This window comes from uncultured Agrobacterium sp., from assembly GCF_913777885.1.
In the GTDB taxonomy this organism is placed as follows: domain Bacteria; phylum Pseudomonadota; class Alphaproteobacteria; order Rhizobiales; family Rhizobiaceae; genus Agrobacterium.
In genome coordinates this window covers 588,495-607,407 of record NZ_CAJYTV010000011.1, presented here as the reverse complement: position 1 = coordinate 607,407, position 18,913 = coordinate 588,495, and the positions used below count along the sequence as shown (strand labels likewise).

Genomic DNA, 18,913 nt, shown 5'->3' with positions numbered 1-18,913 from the left:
AAACGGGCCACCTGCTTGCCCGGACGGCTTGGCCGTATGCGTTGGCTACGGCACGCGCCGCCCGGACAATCAGTCGATCCCGTTTGAACCAACAGAACTGTTTCTATTTAACAAGGAAACGCTCTAGGCAAGAGTGCGATGCATCCTCGCGGTAAAGTGCGCTGGCGAACTGAAGCCGTCCACGTCTGTGGAGACTCTAAGTCATCGCTCGACGCTAAAGGATCGCTCAGTCAGAGGTCTCTCCGGTCAACGTCGGTTGGCTGGAGTTCCTCTGGCGAGGAGACAATCGTGTCGCGATCTTGCTTTCGATGTCTGCTTTTTTCGCAGGTCGGCTTCCAAAACCACTGCATGCTTTTGCGGGACGGGCTTCAAGCCCTCACGCTATTCTTGCTGTGGCTGGGCACCTTTCAATGCGGGATTTTTCAAGTCGATGCGGCTGGTTTCTTCCGGGAGAAACTGGGGGCCGACAACGCGGACCTTGCTGTTCTTCGGATCGTAATCGCGTTCTGGAACAGGGGCAGCCTTGGCTTCCTCTTGTGAGGATGCAGGATGATCTGCGGGCTTTTTGGTCTCAGGCTGGGGGGAGGGAATGCGGGTGATACCCGAGTAGGGCTGGGTGGACGGCGTCTCGTTGAAAGAGGAATGATTTGGCAGAGATTGAGGTGCGCTCGCCTGCTGCTCCTGCCGCTTCATTTCCTGATGATAGGCTGCCATGTTGCAACTGCATGACGCAGAGCGCGAAGACGGCGAGCCGTTCCGGTAGGCGAAGGCGGTCGGCATGGACTTATAGGGCTGGCCAGTCTTTGCCGAAACCATGTCGGAGCTCTCCTGTCCCACCATGGCATGATAGAAAAGTTCAGTTTCGGTTCCCGGGCACATCCGCTCGCATTGCGCCGCCTGCTCCGGGAAATCCTGCGGAGATGCATTGGACGAGATCGGGAAGAAGGCACCGTCGCATGTGCGTACACAAAGCGTCCTCAGCTCGCCTTGAACCTGTATGTCGGGACCGGGCGCATAGCCATTGCCCCAGCCATCATCGTCGCGAAGCGGGTCAGTATAGTCGCGCGGCTGTGTATCGGGCACAGGATCTATGGCGGCATAATCGGACGGACGTCTGTCAAGGCAACCTTCTGCCTCAAGTGCCGCCATGATGCGGTCTTGTCGGTCCGCGTCAACGGTGCGCCGTTGCGAAAGCGCATGATTGCGGTCTTGCTCGATCATGTCCCGCTCGGCTTCGGCCTGCGTCAGCGCATCGGTGATTTCCAGGCACAGATCGGTGTTGGGGTTGCCATAAACGATGACGCTGCCGGATGAGCAGCCATAGCGTCGCAGATCGTTCTTGATGCGGCGTATGACGAGATTCTGCTGCGTCAGCGCATTGGCGAACCGTCGCACCTCCGACGTGTTGCCGATGACCTGCCTGGAGTTTGAGGGTTGTCTAAGCTGTGCCTCGAGCGTTTGGCAGATGTCCTGTGCCTGCGTCGTAAGCGGGGCAACGAGGCAGGCGGCCAGCACAGAGCCGATAAGCCGGATGCTGCGTGGCGAAACAGGTAAGGCGGATTTATGCAGGCCCGTCAGCATTCAGTCGGCATCCTTCTCAACATCAATCACGAACGCGCGCAGCATGATTAAGTTCAGGATAGCATAGGGCTGTGCCGCAATGCGGCAACAGCAGTTTCAAAATTGCGTTAATTGGAAATAACGCAATGCCGGCCGGCCAAAGTCCTCACGCAGAGGGATGAGACGCCTGCACGGCGGCGAGCGCTGCCATATTGACCACACCGCGAGACGTGACGGTCGGTGACAGGATGTGGGCCGGAAGCGCGGTACCGAGCAGGATCGGGCCGACATGCAGCCCTTCCGTCATGGTGCGGACGATGCCAAGCGAGATATTGGCCGAATCGAGGTTCGGAAACACCAGGAGGTTCGCCTCGCCGGAAAGCGCGCTGTTCGGCATGGCGCGTTTGCGCAGAATTTCCGAAAGCGCTGAGCCACCCTGCATTTCGCCATCGATTTCCAGATGCGGCGCTGCATCGCGAACGAGTTGCAACGCAGCGCGCATCTTGCGGGCGCTGGCAGAATCACGCGATCCGAAGTTTGAATGGCTGGCAAGCGCGATCTTTGGCGTGATGCCGAAGCGCTTGATTTCCTTGGCCGCCAGCATCGCCATTTCAGCAATGTCTTCAGAGCTTGGATCGTAGTTGACGAAGGTGTCCGTCATGAACAGCGCGCCGCGCTGTGTGATCAGCAGACTGAGGCCAGCGAAGGACTGCACGCCTTCTTGCTTGCCGATGATCTGGTTCACGTCACGCAAGTGCCGGTCGAACCGGCCTTCAAGACCGCAGATCAACGCATCCGCCTCGCCGCGCTTGACGGAAAGCGCGCCGATGACCGTGCTGTTCGTGCGTATGATCGTGCGGGCTGCTTCCGGATTGATGCCGGCGCGACCGACAAGCGCGAAGTAGTCGTCGACATATTCACGGTAGCGCGGATCGTCTTCGGGATTGACGACGGCGAAATCGGCATTCGGACGAATGCGCAGGCCAAAGCGCTTCAGGCGCGTTTCGATAATCTGCGGACGCCCGATCAGGATCGGAACACCTGTTCCTTCTTCGAGGAGAACCTGGGCTGCGCGCAGCACGCGCTCGTCTTCGCCCTCCGCAAAGATGATGCGCTTCTTTTCCGCGCTCTTGGCGCTGTTGAAGATCGGCTTCATGATGAAGCCGGAGCGCCACACGAACCGGTTCAACTGGTCGAGATAGGCATCGAAATCCGTGATCGGTCGCGAAGCGACACCGCTTGCGGCAGCTGCGCGGGCAACCGCCGGCGCGATACGCAGGATGAGGCGCGGATCGAACGGTGACGGAATGAGGTAGTTCGGGCCGAAGACCGGAGTTTCTTCGCTGTAGGCCTTTGCTGCGACTTCGGAGACTTCTTCGCGGGCCAGCTCGGCGATGGCGCGAACGGCTGCCATTTTCATTTCTTCATTGATGCTGGTTGCGCCACAATCCAGCGCACCGCGGAAGATGTAAGGGAAGCAGAGGACGTTATTGACCTGGTTCGGGAAGTCGGAACGGCCCGTGCAGATCATCGCGTCAGGGCGGGCAGCGCGCGCTTCATCCGGCATGATCTCAGGCTTTGGGTTGGCCAATGCCAGAATCAGCGGCTTTTCCGCCATCTTGGCCAGAAGCTCGGGCTTGAGAACGCCAGCAGCCGACAGACCAAGGAAAACATCGGCGCCTTCGATGGATTCGGCCAGCACGCGTTTTTCGGTCTTCTGCGCGTAGATTTCCTTCCACTCGTCCATCAGTGTGTTGCGGCCTTCGTAGACGAGGCCCTCAATATCATGGACCCAGATGTTTTCCCGCTTTGCGCCCATCTCAACAAGTAGGTTGAGGCAGGCGAGAGCCGCCGCACCGGCACCGGAGGCAACGATCTTGACGTCGGAAAGAGACTTGCCTGCAAGTTCCAGAGCATTGGTCACGGCTGCGGCAACGATGATGGCCGTACCATGCTGATCGTCGTGGAAGACCGGGATGTTCATCTTAGCGCGCAGCTGGCGCTCGACTTCGAAGCACTCCGGCGCCTTGATATCTTCGAGATTGATACCGCCAAAGGTCGGCTCCAGCGCCGAAATGGTAGACACCATGTCGTTGATGCCGGGCGCCTCGATTTCGATATCGAAGACGTCGATGCCGGCGAATTTCTTGAAGAGGACGGCTTTGCCTTCCATGACGGGCTTTGATGCCAACGGCCCGATATTGCCCAGACCGAGGACGGCGGTGCCGTTGGAAATCACCGCCACAAGGTTGGCGCGTGCAGTATATTCCGCTGCCGTTTCAGGATTCTCATGGATAGCAAGACACGGGGCTGCAACCCCTGGCGAATAGGCAAGTGCCAGATCTCGCTGGTTGCCGAGCGGTTTGGATGCCTGGATTTCAAGTTTTCCGGGGCGAGGATAGCGGTGGTAGAAAAGCGCCTGCTCATCCAGATCCGCATTGCTCGTGCTCTTGCTTGGCGTCGTGCCCTTGTCCTGAGAACTCATCTTTTCACCGCTTATTTCAATTATCGTGAAGGTCTTTGCATACAACAAACATACCGGTGGTACAGCCGTTTATTTGGGGGGTGGTATGCAAAAGCGTAAATGTCGCTATTCGCAAAAAGCCAGGACCCCGGCCATCGAAGTGCCGCTTTGTCATCTTGCTGAAACACGAGTCTGGTTTTCCAAGAGCTGAAAGATTTCCAAACGCCTTTCCTGAGACGAGGGGACGAATTCATGGCTGCTGAGACCGAAACCAGACACTTCCGGACGCTCTTCATTTCCGATGTGCATCTTGGCTCGAAAGCAGCCAAGACGGATTTTCTCTTGGACTTTCTGAAGTATCACGAGGCGGATACGATCGTTCTCGTCGGCGATATCATCGATGGCTGGCGTCTTCGCCGCAGCTGGTACTGGCCGCAGGGCTGCAACGACGTGGTCCAGAAGCTTCTGCGCAAAGCGCGTAAGGGTGCGCGCATCGTCTACATTCCCGGAAACCATGACGAATTCCTGCGCGAATTCCCCGGTACGCATTTCGGCGGCATCGAAGTCGCCGAGCGCATGATCCATGAGGCTGCAGATGGACGAAAATATCTCGTGCTGCATGGAGACGAGTTTGATGTCGTGGTGCGCAATGCGCGTCTTCTCGCCTATCTTGGTGACTGGGCTTACGATGCCGCCATTGCCGTCAATGTCGCTATTGCTGCCGTGCGCCGCCGCGTTGGCCTGCCATATTGGTCTTTTTCGGCCTGGGCAAAGCTGCAGGTGAAGCACGCGGTGAATTTCATCGGTGAGTTCCAGCGCGTCGTGGCGGATGAGGCGCGCCGCAACAAGGTCGATGGCGTGATCTGCGGTCATATTCACCATGCAGTGATGGAGGATATCGACGGTATCCGCTACATCAACACCGGCGACTGGGTGGAAAGCTGCACTGCGATTGCCGAAAACATGGACGGCACCTTCGAACTTATCACTTGGATGCAGACCAGCGACAAAACCGTAGAGCCAAAGCTTGGCCAGTTGGAGCCGGTCGCATTTCCCAAGATGATCAGTTCGAAAGCCGCATAAGAAGGTCTTCCGCGGCTCGCGTTTTTATCCCCAAAGTTCCGGCCGCGGAGGATGTACGAGCGATCCTTCATAGACAAGACTTGGTTCGCGTTCCCTTGCAAGCAGCAGCGGACCGTCGAGATCTGCGAACGCCGCATCCTGAGCCAGTAAAACGGCGGGCGCCATGGCGAGAGATGTGCCCAGCATGCAGCCAACCATGATCGTGTAGCCCAGCCGTTCGGCCTCCTGTTTCATCACGATCGCTTCTGTAAGACCACCTGTTTTGTCGAGCTTGATATTGATCGCGTCGTAACGATCTTTCAGCGACGCCAGATCCTTTGTCAGATGAACGCTTTCATCGGCGCAGATCGCCACAGGGCGGCGGATTTTCGCCAGAATATCGTCTTTACCAGCAGGCAGAGGTTGTTCGATGAGAGAGATTTCGAGTTCCGCGGCAATAGCCATGTGGCGCTCGATATTGTCTTCATCCCATCCTTCGTTTGCATCCACGATGATTTTCGCGTCAGGCGCCGCCGCACGGACGGCGCGCAGTCGAGCCTCGTCATCCTGCGTTCCCGTCTTGATTTTCAGCAAGGGGCGATGGGCGTTTTCTCTGGTCTTCGCCGCCATGGTTTCCGCATCCGCGAGCGAAATCGTATAGGCAGTCAGAATCGGCTTTGGCGGCGCAGGAAGAATGAGCGAGGAGGCAGGTTGACCCGTGAGCTTTGCGTCCAAGTCCCATAAAGCGCAATCCACGGCGTTGCGCGCGGCGCCCGGTTTCATCGCCTGCTGCAGGTGTTGTCTGTCCAGGCCCGATGCAATTGCTTTTGCGGCCGCGTCGATATCTGCCAGAACCCCTTCTATCGTCTCGCCATAGCGGGCATAGGGTACGCATTCGCCCTGACCTTTGATGCCATCCTGCGTAATAGCGCAGGTGACGACGTGGATTTCCGTGCGGCTTCCCCGGGAAATGGTGAAGCTTCCTGCAACTGGAAAGGTATGTGCTGTGGCTTCGAGGTAACGGCCCATAAAAATTGCCTTATAGTTGGGGTTAAATGCGTGGAACCCGCAAAATTTCTATCCATTTACGGAGCACCGCTGTGGCTTGCTGGTCCGGCAAACGATATGAATCGTTAAGAGAATCTTTCAATAAGCTGCATTCGCGCGGAGAAATATGCAAGAACAGCAACCAGGCAAGCAGGTGGAACCGGCTGCAATCTCGGCGGATGACGGCGCGGAACGCGGCGGCGCGCGCTATGTGCTGACCGGATCCTGGCGTAATGCCAATATCTCTGCCGTACTGCCTGAACTCGACAAGCTCGAAAAAGCTGCATCCGGCGCAATCAAGATTGACCTTTCCGGCATCGACAATATCGATACGACGGGCGCCTGGGTTTTGCATCGCCTGCGCAGTCGTTTGGAAGCATCTGGCTCTGAGGTGAGCTTCGAGGGCAACGAGAAGGTCGAGGAGATCATTACCTCGCTTCCCGATGAAGCGCCGCTGCCGCCGAAGGATACGCAAAAGCGCAGCATTGCCAGCCGTATCTTCGATCCGGTCGGACGCAATGTCGTGCAGGCAGGTTCTGACTTTCTGGCGGGCATGTATATTCTGGGTTCCGCGGTGCGTGGCGCGCAGATGAAGCTCGGACGAGGGCGCGGCGTATCGCCTGCCGCCATCGTCAACCAGGTTGATAATATGGGCGTGCGCGCCGTGCCGATCATCGTGCTGATGTCGTTTCTGATCGGCGCGATCATCGCGCAACAGGGTGCTTTTCAGCTTCGCTATTTCGGCGCTGAAGTGTTCGTCGTCGATCTCGTCGGCATTTTGCAGTTGCGCGAAATCGGTGTCCTGTTGACTGCCATCATGATCGCTGGCCGTTCAGGCAGCGCCATTACCGCCGAAATCGGCTCGATGAAGATGCGTGAGGAAATCGACGCGTTGAAGGTCATCGGTCTCAATCCCGTTGGCGTCCTCGTCTTTCCGCGTCTCGTGGCGCTGACAATCGCTCTGCCGCTTTTGACGATCATCGCAAACTTTTCCGCACTGTTTGGCGCCGCGGTGGTGTCGCTCCTTTATTCTGGCATTACTTTTGAGGTCTTCCTGTCGCGTCTTCACGCCGCCGTCGAAAGCTCAACGATTGCGTCCGGCATGATCAAGGCGCCATTCATGGCACTGATCATCGGAATCGTAGCGGCTGTTGAGGGCATGAAGGTCGGTGGTAGCGCGGAATCGCTCGGCAAGCACGTCACGTCGTCCGTGGTGAAGTCGATCTTCGTGGTTATTCTTGTGGATGGCCTCTTCGCCATCTTCTACGCAGCCATCGATTTTTAAGGAGAAGGCTGTGGATCAACCAGAACAAGCCCCCGATAGCAAAGAGAGCAAGAAGGACCGCGAGGTCGTCCTGTCCGTCGAGGGCGTGACCGTCAGCTTCGGCGACAAGGTCGTGCTCGACAATCTCGATCTCGATGTCTATCGCGGTGAAATTCTAGGCTTCATCGGGCCGTCCGGTGCGGGCAAGTCGGTGTTGATGCGCACTGTGCTGCGGCTCTTGCCGCGCCAGGGCGGAACCATCAAGATTCTCGGGACTGATTATGACAAGGCATCGGACGAGGAGCGCATGTCGCTCGACACGCGTCTTGGCGTGCTTTTCCAGCAGGGTGCTCTCTTCTCCGGTCTGACTGTGAAGGAAAACATTCAGCTGCCGATGCGCGAATATCTCGACCTCCCGCAGAAGCTCATGGATGAGCTTGCTGCGTTGAAGATCGAAATGGTGGGGCTGAAGCCGGATGCCGGTGACAAATTTCCATCTGAACTTTCAGGCGGCATGATCAAGCGCGCCGCGCTTGCGCGCGCATTGGCGCTCGATCCCGATCTGGTTTTTCTGGACGAGCCGACATCGGGTCTCGATCCGATCGGTGCTGCAGAATTTGATATGCTGATTGCGCGCTTGCGCGATTCGATGGGGCTGACCGTCTATATGGTGACCCACGATCTCGACAGTCTGTTTTCAGTCTGCGACCGCATTGCCGTTCTCGGCAACAACAAGGTGGCAGTCGAAGGTACACTCGAGGATATGTTCAACAACGACGATCCCTGGGTCCAATCATATTTCCGCGGAAAGCGGGCTCGCGCAGTCGTCCTTCCGGATGGCACGCAACAGATTCCGGGGAGTAACGGATAGGCATGGAAACCAAGGCGAATTACACCATTGTTGGTATTTTCACGCTGATCGTGGTCGCGGCAGCATTCGGCTTCGTCTACTGGATGGCCGAGTTCGGTCGCGGCGGTCCGACGGCTCAGTTGACGATCCGTATTCCCGGATCGGCAAACGGCTTGTCCGTTGGTTCGCCGGTGCGGTTCAACGGTATCCCGGTGGGTACGGTGCGTGGTCTTTCGATCGACCGGGACGATCCGGCCTACTCGATTGCCTATACGGAAGTGCAGGCAGATGCACCCGTGTTCCCATCGACCCGCGCCGTCCTTGAAATTCAGGGCCTGACGGGTGCTGCCTATATCGAGCTTTCCGGCGGTCGCAGCAATGAGGAACGCATTCTCCAGAAATCCTTCGAAACCGGCGTACCTGCCGAACTGACGGCGGATCTGTCGAGTGTGACGAACCTGTTGGCCACAGCCGATAAGATATTGAAGCGTGCCGATGGCGCGATCGGTGAATTGCAGGGCTTCGTTCAGGACGCTCGTGGTCCCCTGACGGAAACTGTTCGCAACGCCGAGAAGTTTTCCGCTGCGCTCGCTTCCAACTCCGATGGTATCGAAAACTTTCTGGAAAGCCTGAGTTCTCTTTCGACGACGGTTCAGTCCGTCTCCGTTCGCCTGGACGGTACGCTGACGGCGGTCGAAGATCTGGTGAAGGCGGTGGATTCGCAAAAGATCGATTCGATCCTGACCAATGTCGACAAGGTTACAGCCGACGTGGCTGCTTCCTCCAGCGGCATTCAGACAGTGATGGAGACAGTGCAGCGCACCTCGGCCAATTTCGAACAGGCAAGTGCTGACGTGCAGACCGTGATCAAGCGCGCCGACGCGTTGTTGGCCTCTGTCGATGCGGCGAAGGTGAGCAATACCGTGGAAGATGTTTCGGCAGCGACCGCCGATGCCCGCCAGGCCATCTCCACCTTCCGCCAGATTGCCGATGACGTGGGAACACGTCGTCAGGACATCGATCAGGCTATTGCCGACTTTACCGACATGTCTCGCAAGCTGAACATGGCATCGAACCGCGTTGACGGAATTCTGGCGAAAGTCGACGGCATGCTCGGAACCGATGACGCCAATTCGCTTTTTGCCAAGGCGCGCGAGACACTCACCTCGTTCAAGGCTGTGGCCGACAACCTCAATGCGCGTATCGGTCCGATTGCCGACAATCTGGCGCGGTTCTCGAATGGGGGTCTGAGAGATTTGCAGGCGCTGATCAGCAGCACACGGCAGACGGTGGACAATCTGAACAGCACGATCACCAATTTCGACCGCGATCCGCAGCGTCTGATTTTCGGTGGCGAGAACGTAAAACAATATGATGGCCGGACACGGCGCTGATGGGGGTTAGTGATTCCATGATTTTGCAGATGCCTCGCCGGAAAAACGCCCCGGTCTCGACGAAGTTTGCCGTGATGATGCCTCTGCTGGGAGCGCTTTTGGCTGGATGCGGCGGCGGTGCGACGAACGATACGTTCGATCTCTCGGTTTCACCCGCGCCAGTCACGCAGGCGCCATCACTGAAATCGCGCCAGTTGCTGGTCGCTGAGCCGACAGCTCTCAAGGCGCTCGACAGCGAGAACATCGTCGTGAGGCTGTCGAACTCCGAAGTCCAGTATTTGGCCAAGTCGCAATGGAGCGACCGTCTTCCGCGCATGGTGCAATCCAAGCTGGTCGAAGCCTTCCAGGATACCGGCAGGCTGGGCGGCGTGGGACGTCCGGGGCAGGGGCTTGCAATCGACTATCAGGTTGTGACGGATATTCGTGCCTTTGAAGTCGACACAAAGAACAACGTCGCCAACATTGAGATTTCGGTACAGTTGTTGAATGATCGCAACGGGACGGTTCGGGCACAGGATGTGTTCCGTGCAAGCGCTCGCGTCAGCGGTACGGGGAACGCCAACTTCGTCAAGGCCCTGGACGCGGCCTTTGCATCTGCATCTCGCGAGATCGTTGCCTGGACGTTGAAGGCTCTGTAATCGGCACCTGAGGTCTCAGAATTAACGCCGCGACATCATCGGATGCGCGGCGTTTTTCTGTACAATTCCCTATACGGTGAGCCCGAAAGCATTACTTGGCCGCGGCTTCCTTCTGCCATTCCGGCAGGGGAAAGATCGCATCATAGGCCCAGTTGAAGACGAAGGCGTAGACCACGTAGAACAAGGCAAAGGACACGTCCATGATGAGCGCGTGGATAATGCCGATGCCGAGGTACCAGGCGATAAAGGGCATCAGGACGATCAGAAGTCCGAGCTCGAAAAGAGCGGCATGGACAACTCTTATGGGTGTCGTCTTCAGCGTGGTGCCACGCAGGCGCTGCAAGATATGATCGAAACCCAGATTGTAGAGATAATTCCAAGCCGTCGCGACGGTTGCGCTGACAACACCGACGATGCCGATGTCGCTCATTGGCATGCCGAAAACAAGCGCGCCGAGCGGGACGACCAGAGCAAGGCCAATAATTTCGAAGCTAAGAGCGTGGCGGATACGATCGCCTATGCTGCGCATGGGAAACTCCCGAGATAATCACCGGGCCGTCCCGAATGCTCTTGCCGACATGGCCGAGGTCGTCCTCACAGGCCCGATATAAGGGCAAGCGGTTTTTGCTTCAAGTCTCTGCCTGTGCGGCGAACCACTCTGACAGCGTCAGAAACATAAAAAAAGCGCCCCATGAGAGACGCTTTTTTGTTTGGATTGTCCGAACGGTTTAGCGCTTGGAAACCGGAAGATAGTCGCGCTTGGGTGCGCCGGTGTAAAGCTGACGCGGACGACCGATACGCTGCTGCGGATCTTCGATCATTTCGTTCCACTGAGCGATCCAGCCGACTGTGCGGGCAAGAGCGAAAAGAACGGTAAACATGGTCGTGGGGAAGCCCAGAGCCTTCAGCGTGATGCCGGAATAGAAGTCGACATTCGGATAAAGCTTCTTCTCGACGAAGTAGGGGTCCGAGAGAGCGATCTTTTCCAGTTCGAGTGCGACCTGCATGATCGGATCGTCGGAATTTCCGGTCGCTTCCAGCACTTCATACATCGTCTTCTGCATGAGCTTGGCGCGAGGATCGTAGTTCTTGTAGACGCGGTGACCAAAGCCCATCAGGCGGAACGGATCGTTCTTGTCCTTGGCGCGAGCGATGTATTCCGGAATACGATCAACGGTGCCGATTTCGTTCAACATGTTGAGCGCTGCTTCGTTTGCGCCGCCGTGGGCAGGGCCCCAGAGGCATGCAATGCCGGCTGCGATACATGCGAAGGGATTTGCGCCCGAGGAACCGGCAAGACGAACGGTCGAGGTGGACGCGTTCTGCTCGTGATCGGCATGGAGAATGAAGATGCGATCCATGGCGCGTGCCAGAACCGGATCGACCTTATATTCTTCGCACGGCACCGCAAAGCACATGTGCAGGAAGTTCGATGCGTAATCGAGGTCATTCTTCGGGTAAACGAAGGGCTGGCCGATGTGATACTTGTAGGCCATGGCCGCGATCGTCGGCATCTTGGCGATCATGCGCAGCGAAGCGACCATGCGCTGGTGTGGATCGGTGATGTCTGTCGAGTCGTGGTAGAATGCGGACAGAGCGCCAACTGTGCCACACATGACGGCCATCGGGTGGGCGTCGCGACGGTAGCCGGTGAAGAAGCGGCTCATCTGCTCATGCACCATGGTGTGACGCGTCACACGGGTGTCGAAGTCCTTCTTCTGTGCGGCTGTCGGCAATTCGCCGTAAAGCAGGAGATAGCAGGTTTCGAGAAAGTCGCCCTGTTCGGCAAGCTGCTCGATCGGGTAACCACGGTGCAGCAGAACGCCTTCGTCACCATCGATGTAGGTTATTTTGGATTCGCATGAAGCGGTCGAGGTAAAACCGGGATCGTAGGTGAAGGAGCCGGTGTGTTTGTACAGGGTGCCGATATCGACGACGTTCGGACCGATCGTACCTTCTCGTACTGGCAGATCGACCGTCTTGTCGCCGAGGGTCACTGTCGCGCTTTTTTCCGTCATACCATACCTCCGAATATGCAGGCGATGCGGGAGTGACGCATCGGCCAATTAAGCGTCAGGGATTTAGCTATATGATCCGCGCCAAGATGCCAAGCTATCCAAAAGGCAAATTGTGCATTGCAGAATTGGAATATGCTGATCTAATCGTTTCGCGCCTCAACTGTTTCATTTTAAGTCAATGCTTCCTTAATCGCTGCAGGCGATTGCAATCCGAATCTGCAAGCTGCAAACTGCTTGCAGGGGCTTAAGAGGGCGGCCATTGCAGGATTTGGGGGAACGGCAGCATTTTCGCTTGCTCGACACGCGCACGCCCGCAACGGGCGCGCCGGACGCATCGAGCTTACCCGTGACGGTGACCCTCAACGATATCGGGTCTTACGACACGGTGCTCAGCCTGCCGCAGAACCCAGTCCAACGTATCGGCGCGGCTTTGTCGCGTTATGTGATCGAGGAACTACAGTACCGGCATGTCTTTCTATTCGTCCCGGTCTTCATTGCGGCCGGAGCGGCGCTTTGGTTTTCTTTGCCGGTTGCGCTCTCAGGTATCGCCCTATTCACAAGCGGTCTCTTCATCATACCGGCTGCGGTCGTCACACGTCACCGTCAGAGCGTTCTGTCATATCTGCTGGCTGCAGCAGCGCTTCTGTTGCTTGGAATGATACTCGCCGACCTGGAGACGCGCCGGGTGGGAACGGTCGTTCTGGACGGTGCCGTTACCACCACGATCAGTGGCACGGTGGAGCGGCGCGAAGTCGATGCAAAGGGTCACTCGCGCTATGTCATCGCACTGAAATCCACCAGCGATCCGATGCTGGCGCGATTACCTGACCGAATCTCCGTTCTTTCCCGCAGCCGGCATGAGCCTGTTCCGGTCGGTGCAGGTATCAGCGGCAAGGCGCGCCTCTCTCCACCGTCCGGCCCGGCTCTTCCTGGCCTCAATGATTTCGCCTTTTCCGCCTATTTCGATGGCATCGGCGCCACTGGCTTCTTCTACAGCGCACCTGAGTCGTTGCCGCTGCTGGCAAGCGTTGAGGGGAGGTCGGGGTGGGTGGATAGCGTCTCCTCCTGGCTCTATATGCTGCGTTCGGCGATTGCTGATAGGATACGCAGCGTGATCGGCGGCGATGCCGGTGCGTTCGCGGCCTCCGTTATCACCGACGAGAGAAGGGCAATCTCGGAGGAGACGATGGAGGCGCTGCGCGTTTCAGGGCTGGCGCATATTGTTGCCATTTCGGGGCTGAACATGGCGCTCGCATCCGGCATTTTCTTTGTCGGCATGCGTATGGCGTTCAGTCTATTTCCGGCTTTCTCGCAGCGCTGGCCAGTCAAGAAAATCTCCGCATTCGCAGCGCTCATGATGACGCTTGCCTATTACCTGATCTCCGGTTTTGCAGTCTCTGCCGAACGGGCGTGGTTGATGATGTCGATCATGCTGGCGGCCGTCCTGGTCGATAGGCCGTCGATCAGCCTGCGCAATGTGGCGCTGGCGGCGATCGTTATTCTCGTGATGTCTCCGCATGAGATTATGGGGCCCAGTTTCCAGATGTCCTTTGCCGCGACACTGGCGCTGGTTGCCACATATGCGTTCTGGAGTAGATGGCGAGGGGACGGGGAGCGGCTTTTCATCGCGAGGCCACCGTTATGGATGGTGCTTTCCTCCAAACTCGGCGCTATCGTCGGCGGCGTGATCATAACCTCGCTGATCGGCGGGTTTTCCACTGCGATCTACTCCGTGGAGCATTTTCACCGCGTCACGACCTATGGGCTTGCCGCCAATCTTGCGGCCATGCCTGTGATGTCGCTCATCGTCATGCCGTTTGCTCTGGTGGCGATGCTGCTCATGCCATTCGGGCTCGATGCGCCTTTCCTCAAAGTGATGGGCTACGGCATGGCAATCGTTATCGATATTGCCAAAACAGTCGCAAGCTGGGGCGGAGATGCCACTATCGGGCGCCAGCATTCCTGGTTTCTCATCGTGTCGACAACGGGCTTTCTTCTGCTCACGTTGCTGCGCACGCGCCTTGCGCTTTTGGGGCTGCCGGTTCTCATCATAGGTTTTGGCCTTATGATCGCCGAGCAGCGCAAAACCAAGCCCGACCTGTTGATCTATGAGGACGGCGCGCTTGTGGCTTTTCGCAACGACGATGCCATCGCCACGACCAAGAGACAGGCAAGAGGTTTCGTCTATGACCAGTGGGAAAGAGCAGTGCCTTTGCCGCAGAAGCACATTGCCCCGCTTGTGCTGGATGAAAAGGTTGCAAGGGCAGGCAACGACACGCAGCAGAAGGCGACACGTCGCCCGAAACCGCTGAGCGGCGAAGAGAGACAAAGCGCCCAGGCCAGAATGGTCACCGCTTTCGATCGAAGCAATCTCTTCACCTGTCAAAAAGACGCATGGTGCGCCGGACGCCATGGCAGTGGTGTCAAGGTTGCAGTTGTATCCGATACGGCCTTTGCCGGAACGGCTTGCGATGCAGCAGATATTGTCGTCACCACGCGCTTCGTGCCTTTTACCGAGTGCCGCTCAGGCGCGCTGCTGATCAGCGCAGCCACCTTGCGAAAAACGGGATCGCTCGAGCTTTGGCTGAACGTCAGCGAAGCGCCCGTCGCCAAAGCCCGGGCGTCGATGAATAGCCTGGAAAGAGCGTGGTCCGTGCATCGCGCTTATGACTGGCGCAGCAAGACGTTCGATACACAGTTGCCGGACCATATCCGAAAGATGCTTGAGAAGCAGCCCTAGGTCCTTCGGTGTCAATTTGGAGATGAGCGCAAATCCTGGATGATTTCGCCTGACGCCAGGACTTCCTCTTCATGATCTGGATCACGCCATTGCTCTGAGAGCGCTGCTTGTTCCCATGCTTTCATCGCTGGCAGTGCGAGAAGGCGGGCTTTGTAGGCCTCAGCCTCCGGTGACAGAGCCGTTTCATAGGTCTGGAAGCGAAACGCGACTGGGCAGAAGAAGGCATCGACGGCTGTGAAGTTCTGGCCCGCCAAAAACGGTCCGCGGAACGTTTCAAGCCCCTGCTGCCAGAGGCCGTCGATGCGGGCTATGTCCTTCGTCAGCGCCTCAGTCTGTGCTTTTGATCTCACCCGCAGGCCAACATTCATGGGATGAAGATTGCGCAAGGCTTGAAAGCCCGAATGCATCTCAGCACTTGCAGAGCGCGACCATGCTCTGGCCTTGGCATCGTGTGCCCACACGCCGTCATGACGTTCGGAGAGGTATTCGACGATCGCGAGCGAATCCCAGACGGTGATGTTTCCATCCACCAGACAGGGTACCTTACCTGTGGGCGAGAAGTGGGTGAAGCGGTTCACTGGATCGGGATCGTTGAAGGGCACGAGCCTCTCTGCGAATGCGATTTGCAAGGTCTCCATCAGCACCCAGGGCCGAAGCGACCAAGACGAGTAGTTCTTGTTGGCTATGTAGAGTTCGTACATCCTTTTGTCTCCAAATGGTGATGCGTTTGTTCGCATGGCTTGATGGATTCCGGCGCTGGTTCACGTTGAAGCGCGTCCCAATCATTCAGATCCGCGCATATTCCCTCGTTCGATATTAGAGCGCCTCTCACTGCTGCACACCGTTGCGCAGTCTCATGCGGACAATGCTTGGGTTTTCTCGGTTGACAACATTTGTCAGTAATCTCGTAGCGCGGTCCCACAGGGAGTTACAGGCCGGATCACGAATGGCGGTCTTCACATTATTTGATGTGTCGGTCTGTCGAAGAGCAAAAACAGTCGCCGTGAGTGGTGGGATTTGAACTTCATTCGAAGTTCGGTGTTCGGTGGCTAGGTATCGTGGAGTAGGAGGAATAACATGGTGGTGAGGTCTGGTGGCTGTGCCTGCGGCAAGGTAAGGCTATCTCTTGTCGGTCAGCCTTATCGTGTCGGGATTTGTCATTGCATGGATTGTCGCAAACATCATGGTGCGCTCTTTCTTGCCTCGGCAATTTTTCCAGAGGATGCCGTAACGATCGATGGAGACACTCGCAGCTACAATGGCCGCTTTTTTTGCCCCGATTGCGGTTCACCGGTTTTTGGCCGGAGCGGCGACGAAGTAGAGGTCAATCTCGGTTCACTCGACGAGCCGGATCAATTTGAGCCGACCTACGAGCTTTGGACAATCCGCCGTGAGGCATGGCTTCCGGATTACCCCGCATTGCGCCGTTTCGATCGCGATCGGAAATCGACAGGCCGAACCGAAGAAGGGCGATAGACCCGTGCAGTTTCATTGTCCCATCATTGCTTTTGTCTCCGTTGAGGCGCGGAATACAAAAAAAGCAGGCGATGACCTGCCTTTTTGATTTTGTTCTGAGATTACTGCGCTCAACCGATCCGATGTAGGGTGCCTTCAGTCACCGGTCAGTGATAACGGCGAATGAGACCCACAAGTTTGCCCTGAATTTTGACCCTGTCGGGCCCAAAGATACGGGTTTCATAGGCCGGGTTCGCGGCCTCCAGGGCTATCGAAGCACCCTTGCGGCGGAACCGTTTCAACGTTGCTTCCTCATCATCCACAAGAGCGACGATGATGTCTCCAGGATTGGCCGTGCTGCCATTGCGGATGATCACGGTGTCTCCATCGAAGATGCCGGCCTCGATCATGGAGTCACCCTTGACTTCCAATGCGTAATGTTCACCCGTCCCGATCATGTCCACCGGCACGGCAACATCGTGGGTATTGTTCTGAATGGCGGAGATCGGAACACCGGCAGCGATGCGTCCCATCACAGGAACGGTGACCGCGCTTGAAATCGCATCATTTACGGGTTTTGAAGCAGGGGCAGGTTCCGGCGCTTTCGGCTTTCCGAGGCTACCCTCGATCACGCTTGGGGCGAATCCACGTACGGGCTTCTGCGCGGGTGCGGAATAGGCTTCCGGGAGTTTGATAACCTCCAGCGCTCTTGCCCGGTTCGGCAGACGGCGGATGAAGCCGCGCTCCTCCAAGGCGGTGATCAGACGGTGAATACCGGATTTGGAAGCGAGGTCCAGGGCATCTTTCATCTCATCGAAAGACGGGGGCACGCCGGACTCTTTCATTCGTTCATGAATGAATAGGAGCAGTTCCTGCTGTTTGCGCGTGAGCATGAGAAAACCCTTGGAATGCGTTGCGAGAATTCGCGAAACAAATACAGAACGAACACTATATGTTCCATATGTGTTCTGCAATCCCTTAAAATTCCGCAAACGTTCCGGCTTGCCGTTTCGCTGTCCTGTTTCCGCGCAAATGTGGAAGCTTGCCGCTAGGAATATGACAGCATCCTCCTGAACACGACGATGGCGAGCAGCAGGTTGATCGCTCAGCTTGGTTAGAACCGCGTCTCGCAGGAGAAGGAGCCGACCGAAGCCAGCGTGCGAGGAAGGCCTGGAAGGCGTCGAAACCGGTCCGGGTTTCCTCTGGAGGTGAGAACAGCGAGAATGTTTGTCGCATTTTGCTGGCGCAAGGTTTCAAGCCTGAAGAGCTGGAAAATCGATTCCGATTTTTGGGCTGATGTTGTAAGGCCTTTGCAAGCTCGCAAGGTTGCGGTTGCCGGCGATGTCTGGCGCATGAGTCGTGAGGAATGAGATGACTGTAAAAAACAATTTGAAAGTGGTGGCTGGCGAGGGAAAAGGCGCTGTCTCCTTCTCCAATACGGAACGGTTTTCGCTGATTGCCGGCCCGTGCCAGATGGAAAGCCGCGACCATGCTTTCATGATTGCCGGCACGCTTCACGAATTGTGCGCCAAGCTCGGCATCGGGCTGGTTTACAAGTCCTCTTTCGATAAAGCGAACCGTACTTCTCTTTCCGGCAAGCGCGGTATCGGCCTCGACAGGGCCATGGAAATCTTCACCGACCTCAAGAAAGAGTTCGGCTTTCCGGTGCTGACCGATATCCACACGGAAGAGCAGTGCGCCGTTGTAGCGGAGACCGTCGATGTCCTGCAAATCCCGGCGTTTCTCAGCCGTCAGACCGATCTTCTGGTGGCCGCCGCAAAGACCGGACGGGTCATCAACGTGAAAAAGGGGCAGTTTCTGGCGCCCTGGGATATGAAGAACGTCCTTTCAAAATTGAATGAGAGCGGCAATCCAAATGTTCTTCTCTGCGAACGTGGCGCGTCTTTTGGCTACAATACGCTGGTGTCCGACATGCGGTCGCTGCCGATCATGGCCTCGCTTGGTGCGCCCGTGGTTTTCGATGCGACGCATTCCGTGCAGCAACCAGGAGGGCAGGGCGGGTCCACCGGCGGCCAGCGCGAATTCGTCGATACATTGTCGCGTGCGGCTGTCGCCGTCGGCATTGCCGGCCTCTTCGTCGAAACTCATGAAGACCCGGACAATGCGCCGTCTGACGGACCGAACATGGTTCATCTGAAGGATATGCCGAAGCTTCTGGAAAAGCTTCTGGCGTTTGACGCCATCGCCAAGACCGCCTGATTTTGGCCTAATCGATTTTTATAGGTGGGGCGGCGCGTAGGACGACGCCTCGTCATTGTAATTTCTCACGCTTCGTCTACAGCGAAGTGGCAATGACCTTTCACATATTTCAGTATCGCTTATCCGCTATCCGGCTCAAAAACGGCTTCACAGCTTTGCCGATGCGCTCTAAGACAAGCGACTGAAATCCTCTGTTCCAGT

Annotated in this window: 16 protein-coding genes; 9 read left to right on the top strand and 7 right to left on the bottom strand. The window is 57.0% G+C overall.

Translation table 11 applies throughout. From position 1 onward, the window contains the following. Positions 1–381 precede the first annotated feature (381 nt). Both QZ869_RS11405 and QZ869_RS11400 read right to left on the bottom strand, forming a co-directional pair. On the bottom strand, positions 382–1,581 hold the full coding sequence (locus QZ869_RS11405) for a DUF2865 domain-containing protein (protein ID WP_296104621.1): 1,200 nt from the start codon (positions 1,579–1,581) through the stop codon (positions 382–384). Positions 1,582–1,726: 145 nt separating this feature from the next. Continuing rightward, positions 1,727–4,045, bottom strand: coding sequence for an NADP-dependent malic enzyme (locus QZ869_RS11400; protein ID WP_296104619.1), 2,319 nt, complete (start codon positions 4,043–4,045; stop codon positions 1,727–1,729). A gap of 231 nt (positions 4,046–4,276) precedes the next feature. On the opposite strand from QZ869_RS11400, the gene QZ869_RS11395 reads away from it, so the two are divergent. Next, positions 4,277–5,107, top strand: a complete 831-nt coding sequence (locus tag QZ869_RS11395) for a UDP-2,3-diacylglucosamine diphosphatase (RefSeq protein ID WP_296104618.1) — start codon at positions 4,277–4,279, stop codon at positions 5,105–5,107. Between the two features lie 24 nt (positions 5,108–5,131). On the opposite strand, the gene dgcA is transcribed toward QZ869_RS11395, so the two are convergent. Beyond that, positions 5,132–6,115, bottom strand: coding sequence for an N-acetyl-D-Glu racemase DgcA (gene dgcA, locus QZ869_RS11390; protein WP_296100073.1), 984 nt, complete (start codon positions 6,113–6,115; stop codon positions 5,132–5,134). A 145-nt stretch (positions 6,116–6,260) separates the two neighbouring features. Between dgcA and QZ869_RS11385 the strand changes: the two genes are divergently transcribed. The 4 genes from QZ869_RS11385 to QZ869_RS11370 are packed head-to-tail and all read left to right on the top strand — an operon-like array spanning position 6,261 to position 10,279. Continuing rightward, positions 6,261–7,418, top strand: a complete 1,158-nt coding sequence (locus tag QZ869_RS11385) for an MlaE family lipid ABC transporter permease subunit (RefSeq protein WP_296018840.1) — start codon at positions 6,261–6,263, stop codon at positions 7,416–7,418. 10 nt (positions 7,419–7,428) lie between these two features. After that, positions 7,429–8,268, top strand: coding sequence for an ABC transporter ATP-binding protein (locus QZ869_RS11380; protein WP_296036136.1), 840 nt, complete (start codon positions 7,429–7,431; stop codon positions 8,266–8,268). A gap of 2 nt (positions 8,269–8,270) precedes the next feature. After that, entirely contained in the window at positions 8,271–9,641 is a 1,371-nt protein-coding gene (locus QZ869_RS11375; protein ID WP_296018844.1) for an MlaD family protein, read from the top strand. Between the two features lie 29 nt (positions 9,642–9,670). Continuing rightward, complete coding sequence (locus tag QZ869_RS11370; RefSeq protein WP_296078142.1) at positions 9,671–10,279, top strand: ABC-type transport auxiliary lipoprotein family protein; 609 nt, start codon at positions 9,671–9,673, stop codon at positions 10,277–10,279. A gap of 91 nt (positions 10,280–10,370) precedes the next feature. Here the strand turns inward: QZ869_RS11370 and QZ869_RS11365 are convergent, their stop codons facing one another. Both QZ869_RS11365 and gltA read right to left on the bottom strand, forming a co-directional pair. Beyond that, entirely contained in the window at positions 10,371–10,808 is a 438-nt protein-coding gene (locus QZ869_RS11365; RefSeq protein ID WP_296018846.1) for a PACE efflux transporter, read from the bottom strand. Between the two features lie 199 nt (positions 10,809–11,007). After that, positions 11,008–12,297, bottom strand: a complete 1,290-nt coding sequence (gene gltA, locus QZ869_RS11360; protein ID WP_296018848.1) for a citrate synthase — start codon at positions 12,295–12,297, stop codon at positions 11,008–11,010. 259 nt (positions 12,298–12,556) lie between these two features. Here gltA and QZ869_RS11355 point away from each other — a divergent pair, with 259 nt between their 5' ends. Then, positions 12,557–15,037, top strand: coding sequence for a ComEC/Rec2 family competence protein (locus QZ869_RS11355; protein ID WP_367115327.1), 2,481 nt, complete (start codon positions 12,557–12,559; stop codon positions 15,035–15,037). Between the two features lie 11 nt (positions 15,038–15,048). Here the strand turns inward: QZ869_RS11355 and QZ869_RS11350 are convergent, their stop codons facing one another. Beyond that, entirely contained in the window at positions 15,049–15,738 is a 690-nt protein-coding gene (locus tag QZ869_RS11350; protein ID WP_296078144.1) for a glutathione S-transferase family protein, read from the bottom strand. A gap of 376 nt (positions 15,739–16,114) precedes the next feature. Here QZ869_RS11350 and QZ869_RS11345 point away from each other — a divergent pair, with 376 nt between their 5' ends. Beyond that, positions 16,115–16,513, top strand: a complete 399-nt coding sequence (locus tag QZ869_RS11345; RefSeq protein ID WP_296037309.1) for a GFA family protein — start codon at positions 16,115–16,117, stop codon at positions 16,511–16,513. Positions 16,514–16,659: 146 nt separating this feature from the next. On the opposite strand, the gene lexA is transcribed toward QZ869_RS11345, so the two are convergent. Continuing rightward, the gene (gene lexA / locus QZ869_RS11340) at positions 16,660–17,385 is read right to left on the bottom strand and encodes a transcriptional repressor LexA (RefSeq protein ID WP_296104615.1); all 726 of its coding nucleotides are present in this window, start codon (positions 17,383–17,385) and stop codon (positions 16,660–16,662) included. A gap of 330 nt (positions 17,386–17,715) precedes the next feature. Here lexA and QZ869_RS11335 point away from each other — a divergent pair, with 330 nt between their 5' ends. Both QZ869_RS11335 and kdsA read left to right on the top strand, forming a co-directional pair. After that, on the top strand, positions 17,716–17,862 hold the full coding sequence (locus QZ869_RS11335) for a hypothetical protein (RefSeq protein ID WP_296104613.1): 147 nt from the start codon (positions 17,716–17,718) through the stop codon (positions 17,860–17,862). A gap of 1 nt (position 17,863) precedes the next feature. Next, positions 17,864–18,712, top strand: coding sequence for a 3-deoxy-8-phosphooctulonate synthase (gene kdsA / locus QZ869_RS11330; RefSeq protein WP_296104611.1), 849 nt, complete (start codon positions 17,864–17,866; stop codon positions 18,710–18,712). The last annotated feature ends 201 nt before the right edge of the window (positions 18,713–18,913 follow it).